Origin of the sequence: Thauera sp. WB-2 (assembly GCF_027594845.1) — a bacterium.
GTDB classification, from domain to species: domain Bacteria; phylum Pseudomonadota; class Gammaproteobacteria; order Burkholderiales; family Rhodocyclaceae; genus Thauera; species Thauera mechernichensis.
The window spans coordinates 3,321,732-3,338,942 of sequence record NZ_CP088935.1 but is presented as its reverse complement, the minus strand read 5'-3'; the positions used below and the strand labels follow the sequence as shown (position 1 = coordinate 3,338,942).

The following is a 17,211-nucleotide window of genomic DNA, read 5'->3' as shown; positions in this document are numbered from 1 at the left end:
GCGCGAGGCGTGTGAGGGGTGCCGTAGGAGCGGCGCCAGCCGCGAGCTTTTAGTTGTCCCGGCCAGCGCTCATCGCCTTCAACCCCTCGCGGCTTGCGCCGCTCCTACAGGGGGGGCGAGGCGTGTGAGGGGTGCCGTCGGGGCGGCGCCGGTTGGCATAATGCCGGCCAGTCAAGACATCATCACGGATACATACATGAACCCGGCTCATTCTCCCGCCACGCATGCGCCCCTCGCTGGCGTGCGCATCCTGGATCTCACGCGCTTGCTGCCTGGCCCGCTCGCGACGCAGCATCTGTCCGACTACGGTGCCGAGGTGATCAAGGTGGAGGACACCGGCGCTGGTGACTACGCCCGTACCATGGGTGCGATGGGGGGCGAGACCAGCTACTTCTACCAGGTGGTCAACCGCAACAAGCGCAGCTTGCGCCTGGATCTGAAGCAGGCCGAGGGCAGGGCGCTGTTCCTGCGGCTGGTCGATGAGGCCGATGTCGTCGTCGAGGGGTTTCGGCCCGGGGTGATGGAGCGGCTCGGCCTCGGCTATGCGGTGCTTGCCGAGCGCAAGCCGGCGATCGTCCTGTGCAGCATCTCGGGCTACGGCCAGAGCGGTCCGTATGCCGAGCGCGCCGGGCATGACATCAATTACATCGGCTATGCCGGGGTGCTCGACCAGATCGGTGTTGCGGGCGGTCCGCCCGCGTTGTCGAACCTGCAGATCGGCGATCTGCTGGGCGGTACGATGGCGGCGGCAATGGGCATCATGGTGGCCTTGTTCGATGCGCGCCAGCGTGGCCAGGGGCGTCATGTCGATGTGTCGATGACCGATGCGGCCTTCGCGCACGCGATCTTCCCGCTTGCCGAGGTGCTGGCCAACGGACGTGTGCGGCCGCGCGGCGAGGATCTGCTGGACGGCGGCGTGCCCTGCTATGGCGTGTATGAGACTGCGGACGGCCGCCACATGGCGGTGGGGGCACTGGAAGAGAAGTTCTGGCACATGTTGTGCGATGCCCTCGAGCGCCCGGACCTGAAGCCCGGCCATCTCGCGGTCGGCGAAGACGGCAAGCGGGTGCGGGACGCACTGGCGGCGATCTTCCGCAGTCGTAGCCAGCAGGCCTGGGTGGCGCTGTTCGACGGTGTGGATTGTTGTGTGACGCCGGTGCTCAGGCTGGAGGAGAGCCTGGAGAATGCCCAGTTGCGCGCGCGCGGCATGGTGATGGAGGTGGGCGGTGTGCGCCAGTTCGGCCCACCTGTCCGTCTCGGTGGCATGCCGCCGGGTGCCGCGAACCCGGCGCCTGCGCGCGCGGGTGCCGACACCGATGAGATCCTGGCCGGGCTTGGGCTTGGAGCCGATGAGCGCGCCCGCTTGCGTGCAGCGGGCGTGATCTGACGCTGTTCCGGCTTACTTGTCGGCGGGTGCCTTGCGGCGGCCGCCCCGGGCCGCGGGTTTGGCAGCGCTGTCGGCCGCGGCCTGGGCGTCGTCGGCCTGTGCGTTGTTCATCATGTTCCAGGGCCACATCGCAGCGGCAGCGGCGAAGGGGTTGGCGCCTGCGTTTGCGGCGTTGTCCGCGCCCGGTGCGTCGCTGCCCGCCGCATGCTGGCTCATTGCCTTCACGGCGGCGATGGCGGCGCGCTGCATCTCGAGGCCCTGGATGCTCATCTGCAGCATGTTGAGGTTCATCTTCAGCCAGCCCTCGACCGCCTTCATGTCGGCGATGCGCTTGTCGAGTTCATCGACATCCAGCGTGGGCGTGACCATGCCGGGCAGCGAGAAGCCCATGCTGTTCCACATGCCGCGAACGAAATCGAGCGGGTCCTGCGCGTTCTGATCCTGAGACATTGCGGCACTCCCTGTGGGTTGAAGGTATGCAGCAATATTAACCGATGCATGAGGAGCGCTGTGCACGGCCGTACGCAACCGCCCGGGAAGCTCGCGGCTTGCGCCGCGCCTACCGGGGGGGCGCCGCGGTGTCTGTTCCCGCCGTAGGAGCGGCGCCAGCCGCGAGGGGTTGAAGGCGACCGGTGTCGGGTGAGTGCGATGAAAAGCCCATCGCAGCCGCTCGGAAAAGCTCGCGGCTTGCGCCGCTCCTACGGCACCCTGCGCGGCCGATTACCCTGTAGGCGCGGCGCAAGCGCGAGGGGCTGAAGGCGACATGGCCGAGGTCGTGGCCTTCAGGCCGGTGGCGCGGGGTCGGTGTGCGGTGGTGTCTGGCCCGGGGGCTCGGCCGTCGACAGCAGCCTGTTCATGAGGGCTCGCAGGCGCGCCGGGCGTACCGGCTTGTGCAGGAACTGCGCGCCTTCGGCCTGGATGCGGGCGAGGGTCTCGGCGGGGGCTGCCGTGCCCAACAGCACGGCTGGGAGCGCCTCGAGGCCGGGGCGGGTGCGGATGTCGGAGACCAGTTGGAGGCCGTTGGCGGCGCCATCGAGGTCGACCAGAAGCAGGTTGGGCCCGACGCCGTCGTTGATGAGGGCGTGTGCGTCGTCCGCGCGGCGTGCGGTGATCATGTCGCAGCCCCAGTGCGTCAGCAGATCGGTCAGGGTGCGCTCGGCGGGGACGTCCTCACTCACGAGCAGCACGACAAGGCCGTCGAGGCGGCCGAGTGCGCGGGCGTCGTCATGCGCCCGGGTGGCTTCCGCTGCGGTGCCCGCAGGGACCTCGATGGCGAATACCGATCCGCGGCCGGGGGCGGAGCGCAATTCGACCACGAGCCCGAGCAGGTCGGTCAGCCGGCGTACGATCGCCAGGCCGAGGCCGAGGCCCTTGTCGCGCGCGCGTTCCGGGTTGTCGAGCTGGACGAACTCCTGAAAGATGATGTGCTGCTCATCCGCTGCGATCCCTCGTCCGCTGTCGCGGATTTCGATGCGCAGGCGGGTGCCGCGTCGGCGGCAGGCGATCAGTACGCTGCCTTGTTCGGTGTAGCGGATGGCATTGCTGACCAGGTTGGAGACGATGCGCTCGAGCAGGTGGGGGTCGGTGTGGGCACGGCACGGCGGGCAGTGCAGGCGCAGTCGCAGGCCGCGTGCCTGAGCTGCGGCCGAATAGCCGTGTGCGATGCGTTCGAGGCAGGCATGGAGGTCGAAGTGCGTGGGGGCGGGGTTGAGCACCCCGGCGTCGAGGCGGGAAATGTCGAGCAGGCTGTCGAGCAGGCTTTCCATGGCCTCTGCCGACGCCGAGATGCGCTCGGTGATCCGCCGGCTGCGTTGATCCAGGCCCTGCTGCTGGAGTTCGGAGAGGAACAGCCCCAGCGCATGCAATGGCTGGCGCAAGTCGTGGCTGGCGGCGGCGAGGAAACGCGACTTCGCGAGGTTGGCGCGCTCGGCCTCTTCCTTGCGTGCGCGCAATTGTGCGGTGGCGTCATCGATGCGCTGTGACATGGATGCATGCACGTTGGCCAGCCGTTCGGCCATCTCATTGACGCCCTCTGCAAGCCTGCGCAGGCTGCCACCGCCCTGTACGGGTACCCGTTCGTGCAGCCGGCCCTGGCCAATGCGCTGCACCGTCTCGGCCACGCTGCGGATTGGCCCGGTGACGCTGCGGCTCATGCTGCGCACGAGGAGCAGGCTGCCGAGGGCAACGACAAGGAGCCAGCCGGCACCGATCCACAGGAGTTCGATCTGGCGCTTCTGCAGGCGTTCGAGCGAGAGGTCGACCACGACCGTGCCCATCGGGGGTGGTTGCCAGCTGCTGGCGTTACCCGGTTCGAGCTCCAGGCTGGTGATGCCACCGGTAGCGGGCAGCGCACTCGAGGCGATCGGTTCTACGATGCGCAGCCAGCGTCCAGCGCCATTGTGATGGATCAAGGGGGCCGGCGCGGCCGGCGCCAGCGGCCATTCGGTGGCCGGTTTGCCCGCTGTGGCCAACAGCCTGCCGTCCGCGGCCAGGATCGCGACGCCGAGCACGTCATCGGCGGTGAGCAGGGCGTTGCCCAGCTGTTGCAGTGATTGCAGGTCGCCCGAGAAGACGGCGTACTCGCTTCCTGCCGCGAGTTGGCGGGCGTGGGCTTGCGCGCGGGCGAGCAGGGCTTCGTCGAGGTCCGCCAGCCGCAGGCTGACGTGGGTGGCGGTCATCAAGGTGGCGAGCACGATCGTCGGCATCAGGGCGACGAAGGTGACGCGGGCGCGTACGCCCCAGTTGCGCATCCGCTTCATCATGGCACATTGCCCGCTTCGATGGCTTTCAGTCCGCCGTGAAGGGCCTCGGCACTTGGCAGGTCGAGCCCCAGGGAGCGTGCGACGGTAGTGTTGACTTCGACTTCGTACAGGCCAGGCCTGGCAGGCGGTGGCAGCGCTGCACCGGCAAGCGTGTGCAGGGCCAGGGTGGCGGCTTCGGTGCCGACCTGGTCCGGGGTCGTGTACAGGCCGATGACCGCGCCCGCGCGCACGAAGGCAGCCGAGTAGCCGAGTACGGGCGAGCGCAGTCTGAAGGCGGTCAGCAGCACGTTGTGTGCAGTGTGCATGTGATAGATGCGGGGGTCCGGCACGGTGATGAGGACGGCGGGTTCGGCCATCGTCGTGCGCAATGCGGTGTAGAGACCACGGTCGTCCTCGATCACGGCGCTGGATACCGAGAGCGCATGCGCCTGGGCGCCTTGTTCGATAGCCTTCGCGAGTTGTGCGCTGTCGGGGCTGGCGATGAGGGCGATGCGATCGTAGTCGGGGAGTGCGAGCCGGACGAGGCCAAGCTGGCGTTCGACAGGTTGGTCGAGGACGATGGCCGTGCGCGGCAGCATGCTGGGGCGTGCCGGCAAGGCTGCGAATGCCTGCTGGGACAGCAGGACGTGAAGCAGCGGGGCGGGTGGGTCGAGCGCGGTCGCAGTCTGCGCGGCGCGGCTGCCGATCGTGATCACCAGGTCGGCTGGCGGGAGCGCTTCGGCGGGGCTGTCGGCGGTGGAGAGGCGGGTCTCGATGTCGACGGCGGCAGGCGCAGCCGCCAGCGTGCGCCGCAGGGCGGCGAGCGTTTCCGCGTGGATGCCTTCGTTGCCGCTCGAGATCACGAGGATGCGCCCCGCGGCGAAGCCAGGCGCCGATAGCAGCAGGCTGCACACGACAAGCGCGGCAACGACGACGCTCGCCATCAGCGGGCGCCCGGCAATGCGAATGGAATCAATGGCGCAGCCGCCTGGAGTTGCGCCTTGCGTCATCGCCGCCCGCCTTCGGAGCCCGCGGCAGGTGTCACGTGCCGCGGGCAGGACGGGGCGTTGAGGCAAACTGTCATGGTGCGGCGACGGCTGTGCAGGTAGGGTGGCAAGCTTTCGATTGTCCTCCGTTTCTCGCGTTCGGCATAGGGTTTGCCGGTATGCGGCGTGCTATCCTCGGCGCCCTTGGCCGTGGCCGGCGTAACGCTTGGTGTGGGGTGGAAAGTGACTGCGATCCTGATTGTGGAAGACCATGCGCTGGTGCGCGAAGCGATGGTGCAGGGATTGGGCAGGCTTGGAGCCGGTGTGCGCTGTATCGAGGCGGGCAGTGCGGACGAGGCGCTCGCGTGCCTGGATGCGGAGGGCAGTGTGGACCTGGCGGTTGTCGACCTGATGCTGCCGGAAATGAGCGGGTTCTCCCTGCTTGCGATCCTCGGCAAGCGCTTTCCGGACATGCCGGCCATCGTCGTGTCGGCGATGGATGACGAGGCGTCCGTCCGTCGCGCCATGAAGGCAGGGGCGTCGGGTTTCGTGTCGAAATCGAGTTCCGGCGACACGCTGCTGCAAGCCGTGCGCGAGGTGCTCGACGGCGGCGTGCCCACGCCGCCCCGGTTCGCGCCGGCGGCGCCGACGCCCAGGCGCGCCCGCCCCCTGGCAGAACAATATGGCCTCACCACGGCTCAGGCGAGGGTGCTCGAGTTGCTCGCGAATGGGTCGACGAACCGGGAGATCGCCGACTCGCTGGGCCTGTCCGAAGGGACGGTCAAGGTGCACATGACAGCCATCTTCCGCGCTCTGGGGGTGGTCAATCGGGCGCAGGCGCTGGTGGCGATCGCCCGCAGCGGAACGCGCCTCTAGCGTCGACTGCGTTCAGTGCGAGCGGCGATCGCTGTGCGCGAGGCGCAGCGGCATGTCGGCAGCAGGCAGTTGCTCGGACGCTTGTTCGAGATCGTAGAGTCCGGTGTCGTCAACGAAGTCGATTTCCAGGACTTCGAGCACCTGGCGCGCGATTGCGCGGCATGCATTGGCAAGCGGGGTCGGCAACTGCTCGGGGATCTGCTTCTGCAGCAGCAGCTTGGATGAAGAGAGCGCGTTGACCGGGCGCAGGATGCGATGCTTGTAGGCGCCCATGAGCTGCGCCACGCTGCGGTCCGCAGCCTCGCGTTGCCAGGCATTGTGCGGCCACTGCGTGGGCACCGCGTAGGCGCGCGGAAACATCTCGAGGTCGCGCGCGACGGTGCGGATGTCCTCGTGCGATTCGCGGAAGGGCAGCAGTACGATGTCGGACAGGGCGTAGAGCTTGCGGTCCATCTCCGTGCGGTTGCCGCCACCGTCGATGACTCCGATCCAGTCCTCGAGCCCGCGTAGCTTGTCGACGACCTTCGTGAGTGCGTCGCGTGTGCGTGCGTCGGCGATCACATAGCGGCGGCCGGTGGGTACGAGGGGTTCGCGCGATGTGTCTGTAAGCACGCAGGCGGCGCGTTGGCCCAGCAGCCCGAGGCCCTGGCACAGCATGTGCGAAAGCGTGGTCTTGCCTGTGCCGCCCTTGTTGCCGATGACGCAAATGATCTCAGCCATGAATGTCCATCCTGAACTCGGAGTACCCGCGAAGGGATGAGCAGGATTATCGGCCCGCCTGTCAGCCCCCGAGCCCGGGAAAAGCGTGCTTTAGTACCCCCATTTCCGCCTAAGAGGCATGTGGGCGGCTGCTGATCCGGTAGGCATGCAGTCGCGTGCGCCGCCGGTCGTCGACGTCGATGACGAAGTCCGCCTCGCAATCGGGCACCGGGAAGCTGTTGCTCACCAGCAGGCTGCCCGGGCGCATCTCGGCGCAGGCCTTGTGCCATACCGCCGCCATCGGAACAGGGGACAGGAAGGCGTACACGACGTCGTAGTGCGCCCATGAGTGTGCGAAGAGGTCGCTGCGTTCAAGCGTGACGTTGGGGATGCCCGCACACAGCGCCCTGCCGAGCAGCCAGGGGGCTGGTGCGAGCTCGACGCCGACGAAGCTGCAGTCGGGTCGTGTACGCGCAAGCGGCCGCAGCAGTGTGCCGGTACCGGCGCCAATGTCGAGCACGCGTGCAGGTTCATCGGGCAGCAGGCGCAGCACGGCCGCTGCGGTGGCGGCATTGCTCAGATAGAGCGGCACCTGCGTCCGGAAGCTGGTCCAGTAGATCAGCAGCAGTGCGACGAATGCGGCGAGATACCAGGCGGGATCGAGGGCGAATCGATGCGCCATGACGGCCATCGGCAGGAAGAGCAGGTGGATGAGCAGCCACCAGCGCGCACTGCCGAGCATGCCCGAGGCCAGCGCGGCGATGCCGGCCTGGGACAGCACCAGCGGCCACAGGCCGGTGACCAGTCCAGTCCGGGCAAGGGCGTAGGCACCGGCGCAGCCGGCCAGCTGGGCGACGAGGGCCATTAGGGCTGGTGCGTGTCTGATGGGGAAGGGCACGATCGCAGGCTGGGTGAGCGCCCGGTAGCGGGCGGTAGAGCGCGGATCATAGCCCGCAGAGATCGGGTGGGCTGGCCTGGGGTAAAAAAATTTCAGAAAGTGTTTGACACTTCGTGGGGTGAGCACTATAGTGCGGGGCTTCCCGACGGAGGGATACCCAAGCGGTCAACGGGATCAGACTGTAAATCTGACGGCTCAGCCTTCGAAGGTTCGAATCCTTCTCCCTCCACCAGATGCATCGTGTTGCCAGGTGAAGTTCCGTCCTGATCAACACAAGTGGTTGTAGTGAATCGATTGCAGCTTGCTGCGGCGTGGTAAGTGCGGGTGTAGCTCAATGGTAGAGCAGAAGCCTTCCAAGCTTATGACGAGGGTTCGATTCCCTTCACCCGCTCCAGATGTGCTGCGTTTGTACTGTTTCGGAGCCCTTGTAGCTCAGTGGTAGAGCACTCCCTTGGTAAGGGAGAGGCCACGTGTTCAATCCACGTCAAGGGCACCACTCATTTTCTGCCTGGCCTGGCGCGGCGGCCAATATTGTTGGCTGCCGCACTGGTTTTTCTGGTTCTGATTTTAAGGATAGCGATATGGCTAAGGGTAAGTTTGAGCGGACGAAGCCGCACGTGAACGTTGGCACGATTGGCCACGTTGACCATGGCAAGACCACGCTGACCGCTGCGATCACCACGATTCTGTCGAAGAAGTTCGGTGGTGAGGCGAAGGCCTATGACCAGATCGACGCGGCGCCCGAAGAGAAGGCGCGCGGCATCACCATCAACACCGCGCACGTCGAGTACGAAACCGCTGCTCGCCACTACGCGCACGTTGACTGCCCGGGTCACGCCGACTACGTCAAGAACATGATTACCGGTGCTGCCCAGATGGACGGCGCGATCCTGGTGTGCTCGGCCGCTGACGGCCCGATGCCGCAGACGCGCGAGCACATCCTGCTGGCCCGTCAGGTTGGCGTGCCGTACATCATCGTCTTCCTGAACAAGTGCGACATGGTCGACGACGAAGAGCTGCTCGAGCTGGTCGAGATGGAAGTGCGCGAGCTGCTGTCGAAGTACGACTTCCCGGGCGACGACATCCCCATCGTCAAGGGTTCGGCGCTGAAGGCGCTCGAAGGCGACCAGTCGCCGATCGGCGAGCCGGCAATCCTGGCGCTGGCCGATGCGCTGGATTCGTACATCCCGACGCCCGAGCGCGCCATCGACAAGCCCTTCCTGCTGCCGATCGAAGACGTGTTCTCGATCTCGGGTCGTGGCACCGTGGTGACCGGTCGTGTCGAGCGTGGCATCGTCAAGGTTGGCGAGGAAATCGAGATCGTCGGCATCAAGGCCACGGTCAAGACCACCTGCACCGGCGTTGAAATGTTCCGCAAGCTGCTCGACCAGGGTCAGGCCGGCGACAACGTTGGCGTGCTGCTGCGCGGCACCAAGCGTGAAGACGTCGAGCGTGGCCAGGTGCTGTGCAAGCCGGGTTCGATCAAGCCGCACACGCACTTCACGGGCGAAGTGTATGTGCTGTCGAAGGAAGAGGGTGGTCGTCACACCCCGTTCTTCAACAACTACCGTCCGCAGTTCTACTTCCGTACCACGGACGTGACCGGTTCGATCGAGCTGCCCGAGGGCACCGAGATGGTCATGCCGGGCGACAACGTGTCGATCACCGTCAAGCTGATCGCCCCGATCGCCATGGAAGAAGGTCTGCGCTTCGCCATCCGTGAAGGCGGTCGTACCGTCGGCGCCGGCGTGGTTGCCAAGATCATCGAGTAATTACTCGTAATTGCCAGAAAGCGCACCCGCCTGGGTGCGCTTTGCAGTGTCTGCTGCAGGGGTATAGCTCAACTGGCAGAGCGTCGGTCTCCAAAACCGAAGGTTGGGGGTTCGATTCCCTCTGCCCCTGCCATATTTTCTCGGGTGGTTATCCGCAATGGCCGATAAGTTGAAATTCGCGCTGGCGCTGGCACTGTTGGCAGCCGGCGTGGTCGGCTTCTATCTGCTTTCCGAGCAGCCGCTCGTGCTGCGCGTGCTGTCGGTGCTGGTCGGTTTTGGTGCTGGTGTCGCAGTCGCCTCCTTTTCGGAGCAGGGGCAGCGTTTCATCGGCTTTGCGCGTGAATCGATCACCGAAGTCAAGAAAGTCGTCTGGCCCAGCCGCAAGGAAACCATGCAGACCACTGGTCTGGTGTTTGCCTTCGTGGTGGTCATGGCGATCTTCCTGTGGCTGACCGACAAGACCCTGGAATGGGTTCTCTACGATCTCGTTCTGGGTTGGAAGTGATATGACGAAGCGTTGGTATGTGGTTCACGCCTACTCGGGCTTCGAGAAGTCCGTGCAGCGCGCGCTGATCGAGCGCATCAATCGCGCCGGCATGCAGGATGGCTTTGGCCAGATTCTGGTGCCGGTCGAGGAAGTGATCGAGATGCGCAACGGTCAGAAGACCGTGACCGAACGCAAGTTCTTCCCGGGTTATGTTCTCGTCGAGATGGAAATGAACGACGAGACCTGGCATTTGGTCAAGTCGACGCCGAAAGTCACCGGTTTCGTCGGTGGTACGGCGAACAAGCCTGCGCCGATCTCCGAGAAGGAGGTCGCGAAGATCATGCAGCAGATGCAGGAAGGGGTGGAGAAGCCTCGTCCGAAGGTGCTGTTCGAGATCGGCGAAGTCGTGCGCGTCAAGGAAGGTCCGTTTACCGACTTCCATGGCTCGGTCGAGGATGCCAACTACGAGAAGAACAAGCTGCGTGTGTCGGTGACCATTTTTGGTCGCGCCACGCCAGTCGAGCTGGATTTCGCGCAGGTCGAGAAGACTTGAGCGTAAAGGCGGGCCCGCGGGCCTGCCGTAGCCCGTTCACGCGGGCGATGCGAGGAGCGTCGGGCGGCTGCCCGGTGCGCTAGCACTCATCACAGGAGCAAGCCTCAATGGCAAAGAAAATCATTGGTTACATCAAGCTGCAGGTTCCGGCCGGTAAGGCCAACCCCAGCCCCCCGATCGGTCCGGCGCTTGGTCAGCGCGGCCTGAACATCATGGAGTTCTGCAAGGCGTTCAACGCCAAGACCCAGGGCATGGAGCCCGGTCTGCCGATTCCGGTGGTGATCACTGCCTTCGCCGACAAGTCCTTCACCTTCATCATGAAGACGCCGCCGGCGACGATCCTGATCAAGAAGGCTGCAGGTATCCAGAAGGGCTCGCCGAAGCCGCACACCGACAAGGTGGGCAAGGTGACCCGCGCCCAGGTTGAAGAGATTGCCAAGGCCAAACAGCCCGACCTGACCGCTGGCGACCTCGAAGCTGCCGTGCGCACCATCGCCGGCTCCGCCCGCAGCATGGGCATCACCGTGGAGGGCCTGTAATCATGGCGAAACTGTCCAAGCGAGTTCAGGCGCTGCGCGCGAAGGTTGACCGCAACCAGGCTTATCCGGTGGCCGACGCCCTGCGTCTGGTCAAGGAGTGCGCAACCGCCAAGTTCGACGAGTCGATCGATATCGCCGTGAACCTCGGTGTCGATGCACGTAAGTCGGACCAGGTCGTCCGCGGCTCGGTCGTGCTGCCCGCCGGTACCGGCAAGAGCGTGCGCGTCGCCGTGTTCGCCCAGGGTGACAAGGCCGAGGCTGCGCGCGCAGCCGGTGCCGAAGTCGTCGGTTTTGACGATCTCGCCGAGCAGGTCAAGGCCGGCAACCTCGACTTCGACGTCTGCATCGCGACGCCCGACGCCATGCGCGTGGTCGGTCAGCTCGGTCAGATCCTCGGTCCGCGTGGCCTGATGCCGAACCCGAAGGTTGGCACCGTCACCATGGACGTGGCGACTGCGGTCAAGAACGCCAAGGCCGGTCAGGTTCAGTACCGTACCGACAAGGGTGGCCTGGTGCACGCGACCATCGGTCGTGCGTCCTTCGAGGTCGAAGCGCTGCAGCAGAACCTTGCCGCATTCGTCGAGGCGCTCGTGAAGGCCAAGCCGGCTGCTGCCAAGGGTGTCTACCTGCGTCGTATCGCCGTGTCGAGCACCATGGGTGCCGGCGTGCGTGTCGAGACGGCCAGCGTCACCGCTGCCTGATTGCCGCGAGCGGCTGCACCCGAGTGCAGCCGCTCGCAAGAACTTTGAGCCGTTGCCGCCCGTGGGCGGTTGCGGATCGTCAAAGACCGCAGGTGCGTATGCCGAGAGGCCGCGCTTAAGCATGAAGATGGCCTGCGCAGACGGTGTGCTCAGAACAGGATTTGGCCGGCAATCCGGCCGTGCTCCTGATCCAGGTCGCCGTGGGTGCGGAGCGCGATGTGCGTTCCGCGTGTGGACTTGAAAGGAGGAAAGGCCTGTGGGTCTCAATCTCGATGACAAGAAAGCCGTAGTGGCTGAGGTGTCGGCACAAGTGGCCAACGCTCAGACGATCGCGGTGGCCGAGTATCGCGGCATTGCGGTGGGTGACCTCACCGTGCTGCGCGCAAAGGCCCGCGAATCTGGCGTTTACCTGCGCGTGCTGAAGAACACCCTGGTGCGTCGTGCCATTGCCGGCACGCCGTTCGAGGGCCTCGCCGACCAGCTGACCGGGCCGTTGATCTACGGCATCTCGCAAGATCCGGTTGCTGCTGCGAAGGTGTTGAACGATTTCGCCAAGGGTAACGACAAGATCGTCCTGAAGGCCGGTTCCTATGCGGGCGACACGCTCGACCAGGCCGGTGTGCAGGCGCTCGCTTCGATCCCGAGCCGCGAAGAGCTGCTCGCCAAGCTGCTGGGTGTCATGCAGGCGCCGGTTTCCGGCTTTGCTGGCGCGCTGGCCGCCCTCGCCAAGAAGCGCGAGGAAGAAGGCGCCGCTGCTTGAGTCGTGTGTTCCGCTACGAAAGTTTTCTGAAAAAAATCGATTCTGGAGTTATTTGAAATGGCAATCAGCAAAGAAGACATCCTGGAAGCCGTTGCCGGCATGACCGTGATGGAACTGAACGACCTGGTCAAGGCGTTCGAAGAGAAGTTCGGCGTGTCCGCTGCCTCGCTGGCCGTCGCTGCCCCGGGTGCCGCCGCCGCTGCCCCGGTTGAAGAGAAGACCGAATTCGACGTCGTTCTGCTCGAAGCCGGCGCCAAGAAGGTTGAGGTCATCAAGGTCGTGCGTGCTGCGACCGGCCTGGGCCTGAAGGAAGCGAAGGATGTGGTCGACGGCGCGCCGAAGACCGTGAAGGAAGGCGCTCCGAAGGCTGACGCCGAAGCGCTGAAGAAGCAGCTGGAAGAAGCTGGCGCCAAGGTCGAGATCAAGTAATACTCGATGACCCAGCGGGGCTGGCACTCTTCGGAGTGCCGGCCCTTTCGTGCTTTGTAATCGAGATCGCGGACTATTCTGCGATCAACGATGCCAGGCCAGAGCGTTTGCCGAATCTCCGCGCACGCGTGCAGTCATACCGCAGCGTGCAGGAAGCAGCCGAACGTTGTGTCCTGTCTTTCCGATGTTAGCCCTCTAGCCGGAGCATCCATGGCGTATTCCTACACCGAAAAGAAACGTATCCGCAAGAGCTTCGCCAAGCGCGCGGCCGTGCTCGATGCGCCTTTCCTGCTCGCCACCCAGATCGAGTCGTTTGCCGAGTTCCTGCAGGCCGACACGCCGCCCGACGTGCGGCGGAACCAGGGTCTGCAGGCCGCATTCACGTCGATCTTCCCGATCTCGAGCCACAGCGGCAACGCCCGTCTCGAGTACGTGCAGTACATGCTCGGCGAGCCCGCCTTCGATGTGACCGAGTGCCAGCAGCGCGGCCTGACCTTCGCGTCGCCGCTGCGCGCGCGCGTGCGCCTGGTGATCATGGATCGCGAAGCGCCCAAGGAGACGATCAAGGAGGTCAAGGAGCAGGAAGTCTACATGGGCGAGATCCCGCTCATGACGGATACCGGCTCCTTTGTGATCAACGGTACCGAACGCGTCATTGTTTCCCAGCTGCACCGCTCGCCCGGCGTGTTCTTCGAGCACGACCGCGGCAAGACGCACTCGTCGGGCAAGCTGCTGTTCTCGGCACGCATCATTCCCTACCGCGGATCGTGGCTGGACTTCGAGTTCGACCCGAAGGACTTCCTGTACTTCCGTGTTGACCGTCGACGCAAGATGCCGGTGACGATCCTGCTGCGGGCGATCGGCATGACGCCCGAAGAGATTCTCGCCACTTTCCACGATACCGATACCTTCCACCTGCAGGGTGAGGGCGCTCAGTTCGAGCTGGTGGCCGAGCGCCTGCGTGGCGAGGTGGCCCGTTTCGATATCACCACTGCCGATGGCCGGATCATCGTCGCGCGTGACAAGCGCATCACGTCCAAGCACATTCGCGAGATCGACCAGGCCGGCGTCAGGACGATGGCGGTGCCGGACGATTTCCTGCTTGGCCGCGTCGTGTCCACGAACGTCGCCGATCCGGAGACCGGAGAGGTGCTCGCGCGCGCCAATGACGAGATCACCGAGGACCTGCTCGACAAGTTCCGCCTGGCTGGCGTCACGGCGCTGAGCACGCTCTACATCAATGATCTCGATCGCGGCGGTTACATTTCGCAGACCCTGCGCATCGACGAGACCGCCGACCAGTGGGCTGCGAAGGTTGCGATCTACCGCATGATGCGCCCGGGCGAGCCGCCCACCGAGGACGCCGTCGAGGGGCTGTTCCAGGGCTTGTTCTATGCCGAGGAGCGCTACGACCTGTCCTCGGTCGGCCGCATGAAGTTCAATCGCCGCGCCTACCCGGAGAAGATCGACGACAAGGCGCCGGGCTGGATCAAGCGCTTCTACGAGCGCGTTGGCGCGCAGGGCGAGGATGGCCCGGGTGTGCTCACCAACGACGACATCCTTGCGGTGGTCGGCGTGCTGGTCGAGCTGCGTAACGGCCGTGGCGAAATCGACGACATCGACCACCTCGGCAACCGCCGCGTGCGTTCGGTGGGCGAGCTGGCCGAGAACCAGTTCCGCGCCGGTCTCGTGCGCGTCGAGCGTGCGGTCAAGGAGCGCCTGTCGCAAGCTGAGTCCGACAATCTGATGCCGCACGACCTGATCAACGCCAAGCCGATTTCGGCGGCGATCAAGGAGTTCTTCGGCTCCAGCCAGCTGTCGCAGTTCATGGACCAGACCAACCCGCTGTCCGAGATCACGCACAAGCGTCGCGTCTCCGCACTCGGCCCCGGCGGTCTGACGCGCGAGCGCGCCGGCTTCGAGGTGCGCGACGTGCACCCGACGCACTATGGCCGCGTGTGCCCGATCGAGACGCCGGAAGGTCCGAACATCGGTCTGATCAACTCGCTCGCCGTGTATGCGCGCACCAACCGCCACGGTTTCCTCGAGACCCCCTACCGCAAGGTCAACGACGGCAAGGTCACGGACCAGATCGATTTCCTGTCGGCGATCGAGGAAGGCCAGTACGTGATCGCGCAGGCGAACGCCGAGATCGACGAAGCCGGCATGCTGGCGGGCGACCTCGTGTCCTGCCGCCACAAGGGCGAGTTCCTGCTTGCGACCTCGGACATGGTGCAGTACATGGACGTGGCGCCGGGGCAGATCGTGTCGGTGGCAGCGTCGCTGATTCCCTTCCTCGAGCACGACGATGCGAACCGCGCGCTGATGGGCGCCAACATGCAGCGCCAGGCCGTGCCCTGCCTGCGCCCGGAGAAGCCGCTGGTCGGCACCGGTATCGAGCGCCGTGTTGCGGTCGACTCGGGTACCGCCGTGCAGGCCCGTCGTGGTGGCGTGGTGGATTATGTCGATGCGAACCGGATCGTGATCCGCGTTCACGATGCCGAGACCCTGCCGGGTGAAGTGGGTGTCGATATCTACAACATGATCAAGTACACCCGTTCCAACCAGAACACCAACATCAACCAGCGTCCGGTGGTGAAGGTGGGCGATGTGCTGGGCAAGGGCGATGTGATCGCCGACGGCGCATCGACCGACCTCGGCGAACTCGCGCTCGGCCAGAACATGCTGGTCGGCTTCATGCCCTGGAACGGTTATAACTTCGAGGACTCGATCCTCATCTCCGAGCGCGTGGTCGCCGACGACCGCTTCACCTCGATCCACGTCGAGGAGCTCACCGTCGTCGCTCGTGACACCAAGCTCGGACCCGAGGAGATCACCCGCGACATCGCGTCGCTGGGCGAGGCGCAACTGTCGCGCCTGGACGAATCGGGCATCGTGTACATCGGCGCCGAGGTCGAGGCCGGTGACGTGCTGGTCGGCAAGGTCACGCCCAAGGGCGAGACCCAGCTGACGCCGGAAGAGAAGCTGCTGCGCGCGATCTTCGGCGAGAAGGCGTCCGACGTGAAGGACACCTCGCTGCGCGTGCCCTCGGGCATGGTCGGCACCGTGATCGACGTTCAGGTCTTCACCCGCGAGGGCATCGAGCGCGACAAGCGCGCGCAGTCGATCATCGACGACCAGCTGCGCAGCTTCAAGACCGATCTCGCCGACCAGATGCGCATCGTCGAGCGTGACGCCTTCGCGCGTATCCGCCGCATGATCCTCGGTCAGGTGGCCAATGGCGGTCCGAAGAAACTGGCCAAGGGCAGCGAGCTCAATGACGCCTATCTCGATGGCCTCGAGCCCTATCACTGGTTCGACATCCGCCTTGCCGACGAGGCGCTGGCGGTGCAGCTCGAAGCAGTGCGCGAGGGTCTCGAGACCACCCGCAAGGACTTCGAGCAGGCCTTCGAGATCAAGAAGAAGAAGCTCACTCAGGGCGATGAGCTGCCCCCGGGCGTGCAGAAGATGGTGAAGGTCTACCTGGCCGTCAAGCGCCGCCTGCAGCCGGGCGACAAGATGGCAGGCCGCCACGGTAACAAGGGCGTGGTGTCGAAGATCGTTCCGGTCGAGGACATGCCGTACATGGAAGACGGCACTCCGCTGGACATCGTGCTCAACCCGCTCGGCGTGCCGTCGCGGATGAACATCGGCCAGATCCTCGAGACCCACCTGGGTTGGGCAGCGAAGGGCCTTGGCCAGCAGATCGACCGCATGCTGCAGGCGCAGGCCTCGGCGACGGAGCTGCGTGGTTTCCTCGAGCAGATCTACAACGACAGCGGTCGTCCCGAGCAGCTCGACGAACTCGACGACGGCGCCGTGCGTGAGCTCGCAACCAACCTGAAGAAGGGTGTGCCCTTCGCGACGCCGGTGTTCGATGGCGCCAAGGAGGAAGAGATCCGCCAGATGCTCGAGCTCGCCGGTCTGCCGACCGGTGGCCAGGTCACCCTGTATGACGGCCGTACCGGCGAAGCCTTCGAGCGTAAGGTGACGGTGGGCTACAAGCACGTGCTCAAGCTGCACCACCTGGTCGACGACAAGATGCACGCACGTTCGACCGGTCCGTACTCGCTCGTTACCCAGCAGCCGCTGGGCGGCAAGGCGCAGTTCGGTGGCCAGCGCTTCGGTGAGATGGAAGTGTGGGCGCTGGAAGCTTACGGCGCGGCCTACACGCTGCAGGAAATGCTGACGGTCAAGTCCGATGACGTGACCGGCCGGACCAAGGTGTACGAAAACATCGTCAAGGGCGAGCACAAGATCGATTCCGGCATGCCGGAGTCCTTCAACGTGCTGGTGAAGGAAATCCGTTCGCTCGCGATCGACATCGATCTCGACCGCAGCTGATCCCTTACCAAACAACCCGCCCGCGATTGAATCCCGGGG

15 protein-coding genes and 4 tRNA genes are annotated in these 17,211 nt (G+C 65.2%); 14 read left to right on the top strand and 5 right to left on the bottom strand.

What is annotated here, in order from left to right:
• The first annotated feature begins 196 nt into the window (after positions 1-196).
• Positions 197-1,387, top strand: coding sequence for a CaiB/BaiF CoA transferase family protein (locus tag LQF09_RS15365; RefSeq protein ID WP_270068347.1), 1,191 nt, complete (start codon positions 197-199; stop codon positions 1,385-1,387).
• Positions 1,388-1,399: 12 nt separating this feature from the next.
• Here the strand turns inward: LQF09_RS15365 and LQF09_RS15360 are convergent, their stop codons facing one another.
• The 3 genes from LQF09_RS15360 to LQF09_RS15350 form a co-directional block, all read right to left on the bottom strand.
• Positions 1,400-1,837 carry a PhaM family polyhydroxyalkanoate granule multifunctional regulatory protein gene (locus LQF09_RS15360; protein WP_002932935.1) on the bottom strand — a complete coding sequence of 146 codons (438 nt, stop codon included), beginning with the start codon at positions 1,835-1,837 and terminating at the stop codon, positions 1,400-1,402.
• Positions 1,838-2,169: 332 nt separating this feature from the next.
• Positions 2,170-4,146 carry a hybrid sensor histidine kinase/response regulator gene (locus LQF09_RS15355; RefSeq protein WP_270069893.1) on the bottom strand — a complete coding sequence of 659 codons (1,977 nt, stop codon included), beginning with the start codon at positions 4,144-4,146 and terminating at the stop codon, positions 2,170-2,172.
• Entirely contained in the window at positions 4,146-5,138 is a 993-nt protein-coding gene (locus LQF09_RS15350) for an ABC transporter substrate-binding protein (RefSeq protein WP_270068346.1), read from the bottom strand. The genes LQF09_RS15355 and LQF09_RS15350 overlap by 1 nt, the downstream gene beginning before the upstream one ends.
• A 219-nt stretch (positions 5,139-5,357) precedes the next feature.
• Between LQF09_RS15350 and LQF09_RS15345 the strand changes: the two genes are divergently transcribed.
• Positions 5,358-5,990, top strand: a complete 633-nt coding sequence (locus tag LQF09_RS15345) for a response regulator transcription factor (RefSeq protein ID WP_002931542.1) — start codon at positions 5,358-5,360, stop codon at positions 5,988-5,990.
• A gap of 12 nt (positions 5,991-6,002) precedes the next feature.
• Here the strand turns inward: LQF09_RS15345 and LQF09_RS15340 are convergent, their stop codons facing one another.
• Both LQF09_RS15340 and LQF09_RS15335 read right to left on the bottom strand, forming a co-directional pair.
• Positions 6,003-6,710 carry a hypothetical protein gene (locus tag LQF09_RS15340; protein WP_002931545.1) on the bottom strand — a complete coding sequence of 236 codons (708 nt, stop codon included), beginning with the start codon at positions 6,708-6,710 and terminating at the stop codon, positions 6,003-6,005.
• 109 nt (positions 6,711-6,819) lie between these two features.
• Entirely contained in the window at positions 6,820-7,554 is a 735-nt protein-coding gene (locus tag LQF09_RS15335) for a class I SAM-dependent methyltransferase (protein WP_270068345.1), read from the bottom strand.
• A gap of 180 nt (positions 7,555-7,734) precedes the next feature.
• Between LQF09_RS15335 and LQF09_RS15330 the strand changes: the two genes are divergently transcribed.
• The 12 genes from LQF09_RS15330 to rpoB all read left to right on the top strand — a co-directional run bounded on the left by LQF09_RS15330 (position 7,735) and on the right by rpoB (position 17,172).
• Positions 7,735-7,819 (top strand) — tRNA-Tyr (locus tag LQF09_RS15330).
• Positions 7,820-7,907: 88 nt separating this feature from the next.
• Positions 7,908-7,981, top strand: a tRNA-Gly gene (locus LQF09_RS15325).
• A 27-nt stretch (positions 7,982-8,008) separates the two neighbouring features.
• Positions 8,009-8,083 (top strand) — tRNA-Thr (locus LQF09_RS15320).
• A gap of 85 nt (positions 8,084-8,168) precedes the next feature.
• Positions 8,169-9,359, top strand: a complete 1,191-nt coding sequence (tuf, locus tag LQF09_RS15315) for an elongation factor Tu (RefSeq protein WP_002931549.1) — start codon at positions 8,169-8,171, stop codon at positions 9,357-9,359.
• A gap of 57 nt (positions 9,360-9,416) precedes the next feature.
• Positions 9,417-9,492: transfer RNA gene (locus tag LQF09_RS15310), tRNA-Trp, on the top strand.
• 24 nt (positions 9,493-9,516) lie between these two features.
• Positions 9,517-9,864 carry a preprotein translocase subunit SecE gene (secE, locus tag LQF09_RS15305; RefSeq protein ID WP_002931551.1) on the top strand — a complete coding sequence of 116 codons (348 nt, stop codon included), beginning with the start codon at positions 9,517-9,519 and terminating at the stop codon, positions 9,862-9,864.
• 1 nt (position 9,865) lies between these two features.
• A complete protein-coding gene (nusG, locus tag LQF09_RS15300; protein ID WP_002931553.1) occupies positions 9,866-10,399 on the top strand; it encodes a transcription termination/antitermination protein NusG in 534 nt (177 codons plus the stop codon).
• Between the two features lie 107 nt (positions 10,400-10,506).
• Positions 10,507-10,938 (top strand): 50S ribosomal protein L11, encoded by a 432-nt coding sequence (rplK, locus tag LQF09_RS15295; RefSeq protein ID WP_002931554.1) that lies wholly within the window; start codon positions 10,507-10,509, stop codon positions 10,936-10,938.
• A gap of 2 nt (positions 10,939-10,940) precedes the next feature.
• Positions 10,941-11,639 carry a 50S ribosomal protein L1 gene (gene rplA / locus LQF09_RS15290; protein WP_002945298.1) on the top strand — a complete coding sequence of 233 codons (699 nt, stop codon included), beginning with the start codon at positions 10,941-10,943 and terminating at the stop codon, positions 11,637-11,639.
• Positions 11,640-11,895: 256 nt separating this feature from the next.
• Positions 11,896-12,399: a 50S ribosomal protein L10 gene (gene rplJ / locus LQF09_RS15285; protein ID WP_002931561.1), complete on the top strand. Its 504-nt coding sequence runs from the start codon at positions 11,896-11,898 to the stop codon at positions 12,397-12,399.
• A gap of 57 nt (positions 12,400-12,456) precedes the next feature.
• The gene (rplL, locus tag LQF09_RS15280; RefSeq protein WP_002931563.1) at positions 12,457-12,828 is read left to right on the top strand and encodes a 50S ribosomal protein L7/L12; all 372 of its coding nucleotides are present in this window, start codon (positions 12,457-12,459) and stop codon (positions 12,826-12,828) included.
• Between the two features lie 210 nt (positions 12,829-13,038).
• On the top strand, positions 13,039-17,172 hold the full coding sequence (gene rpoB / locus LQF09_RS15275) for a DNA-directed RNA polymerase subunit beta (RefSeq protein WP_002931565.1): 4,134 nt from the start codon (positions 13,039-13,041) through the stop codon (positions 17,170-17,172).
• The last annotated feature ends 39 nt before the right edge of the window (positions 17,173-17,211 follow it).

Excerpts from the sequence above, each read along its gene's own strand:
- LQF09_RS15365 (WP_270068347.1), top strand. The coding sequence starts at position 197 with ATGAACCCGGCTCATTCTCCCGCCACGCATGCGCCCCTCGCTGGCGTG.
- LQF09_RS15360 (WP_002932935.1), bottom strand. The coding sequence starts at position 1,837 with ATGTCTCAGGATCAGAACGCGCAGGACCCGCTCGATTTCGTTCGCGGC.
- LQF09_RS15355 (WP_270069893.1), bottom strand. The coding sequence starts at position 4,146 with ATGAAGCGGATGCGCAACTGGGGCGTACGCGCCCGCGTCACCTTCGTC.
- LQF09_RS15350 (WP_270068346.1), bottom strand. The coding sequence starts at position 5,138 with ATGACGCAAGGCGCAACTCCAGGCGGCTGCGCCATTGATTCCATTCGC.
- LQF09_RS15340 (WP_002931545.1), bottom strand. The coding sequence starts at position 6,710 with ATGGCTGAGATCATTTGCGTCATCGGCAACAAGGGCGGCACAGGCAAG.
- LQF09_RS15335 (WP_270068345.1), bottom strand. The coding sequence starts at position 7,554 with ATGGCCCTCGTCGCCCAGCTGGCCGGCTGCGCCGGTGCCTACGCCCTT.
- tuf (WP_002931549.1), top strand. The coding sequence starts at position 8,169 with ATGGCTAAGGGTAAGTTTGAGCGGACGAAGCCGCACGTGAACGTTGGC.
- secE (WP_002931551.1), top strand. The coding sequence starts at position 9,517 with ATGGCCGATAAGTTGAAATTCGCGCTGGCGCTGGCACTGTTGGCAGCC.
- nusG (WP_002931553.1), top strand. The coding sequence starts at position 9,866 with ATGACGAAGCGTTGGTATGTGGTTCACGCCTACTCGGGCTTCGAGAAG.
- rplK (WP_002931554.1), top strand. The coding sequence starts at position 10,507 with ATGGCAAAGAAAATCATTGGTTACATCAAGCTGCAGGTTCCGGCCGGT.
- rplA (WP_002945298.1), top strand. The coding sequence starts at position 10,941 with ATGGCGAAACTGTCCAAGCGAGTTCAGGCGCTGCGCGCGAAGGTTGAC.
- rplL (WP_002931563.1), top strand. The coding sequence starts at position 12,457 with ATGGCAATCAGCAAAGAAGACATCCTGGAAGCCGTTGCCGGCATGACC.
- rpoB (WP_002931565.1), top strand. The coding sequence starts at position 13,039 with ATGGCGTATTCCTACACCGAAAAGAAACGTATCCGCAAGAGCTTCGCC.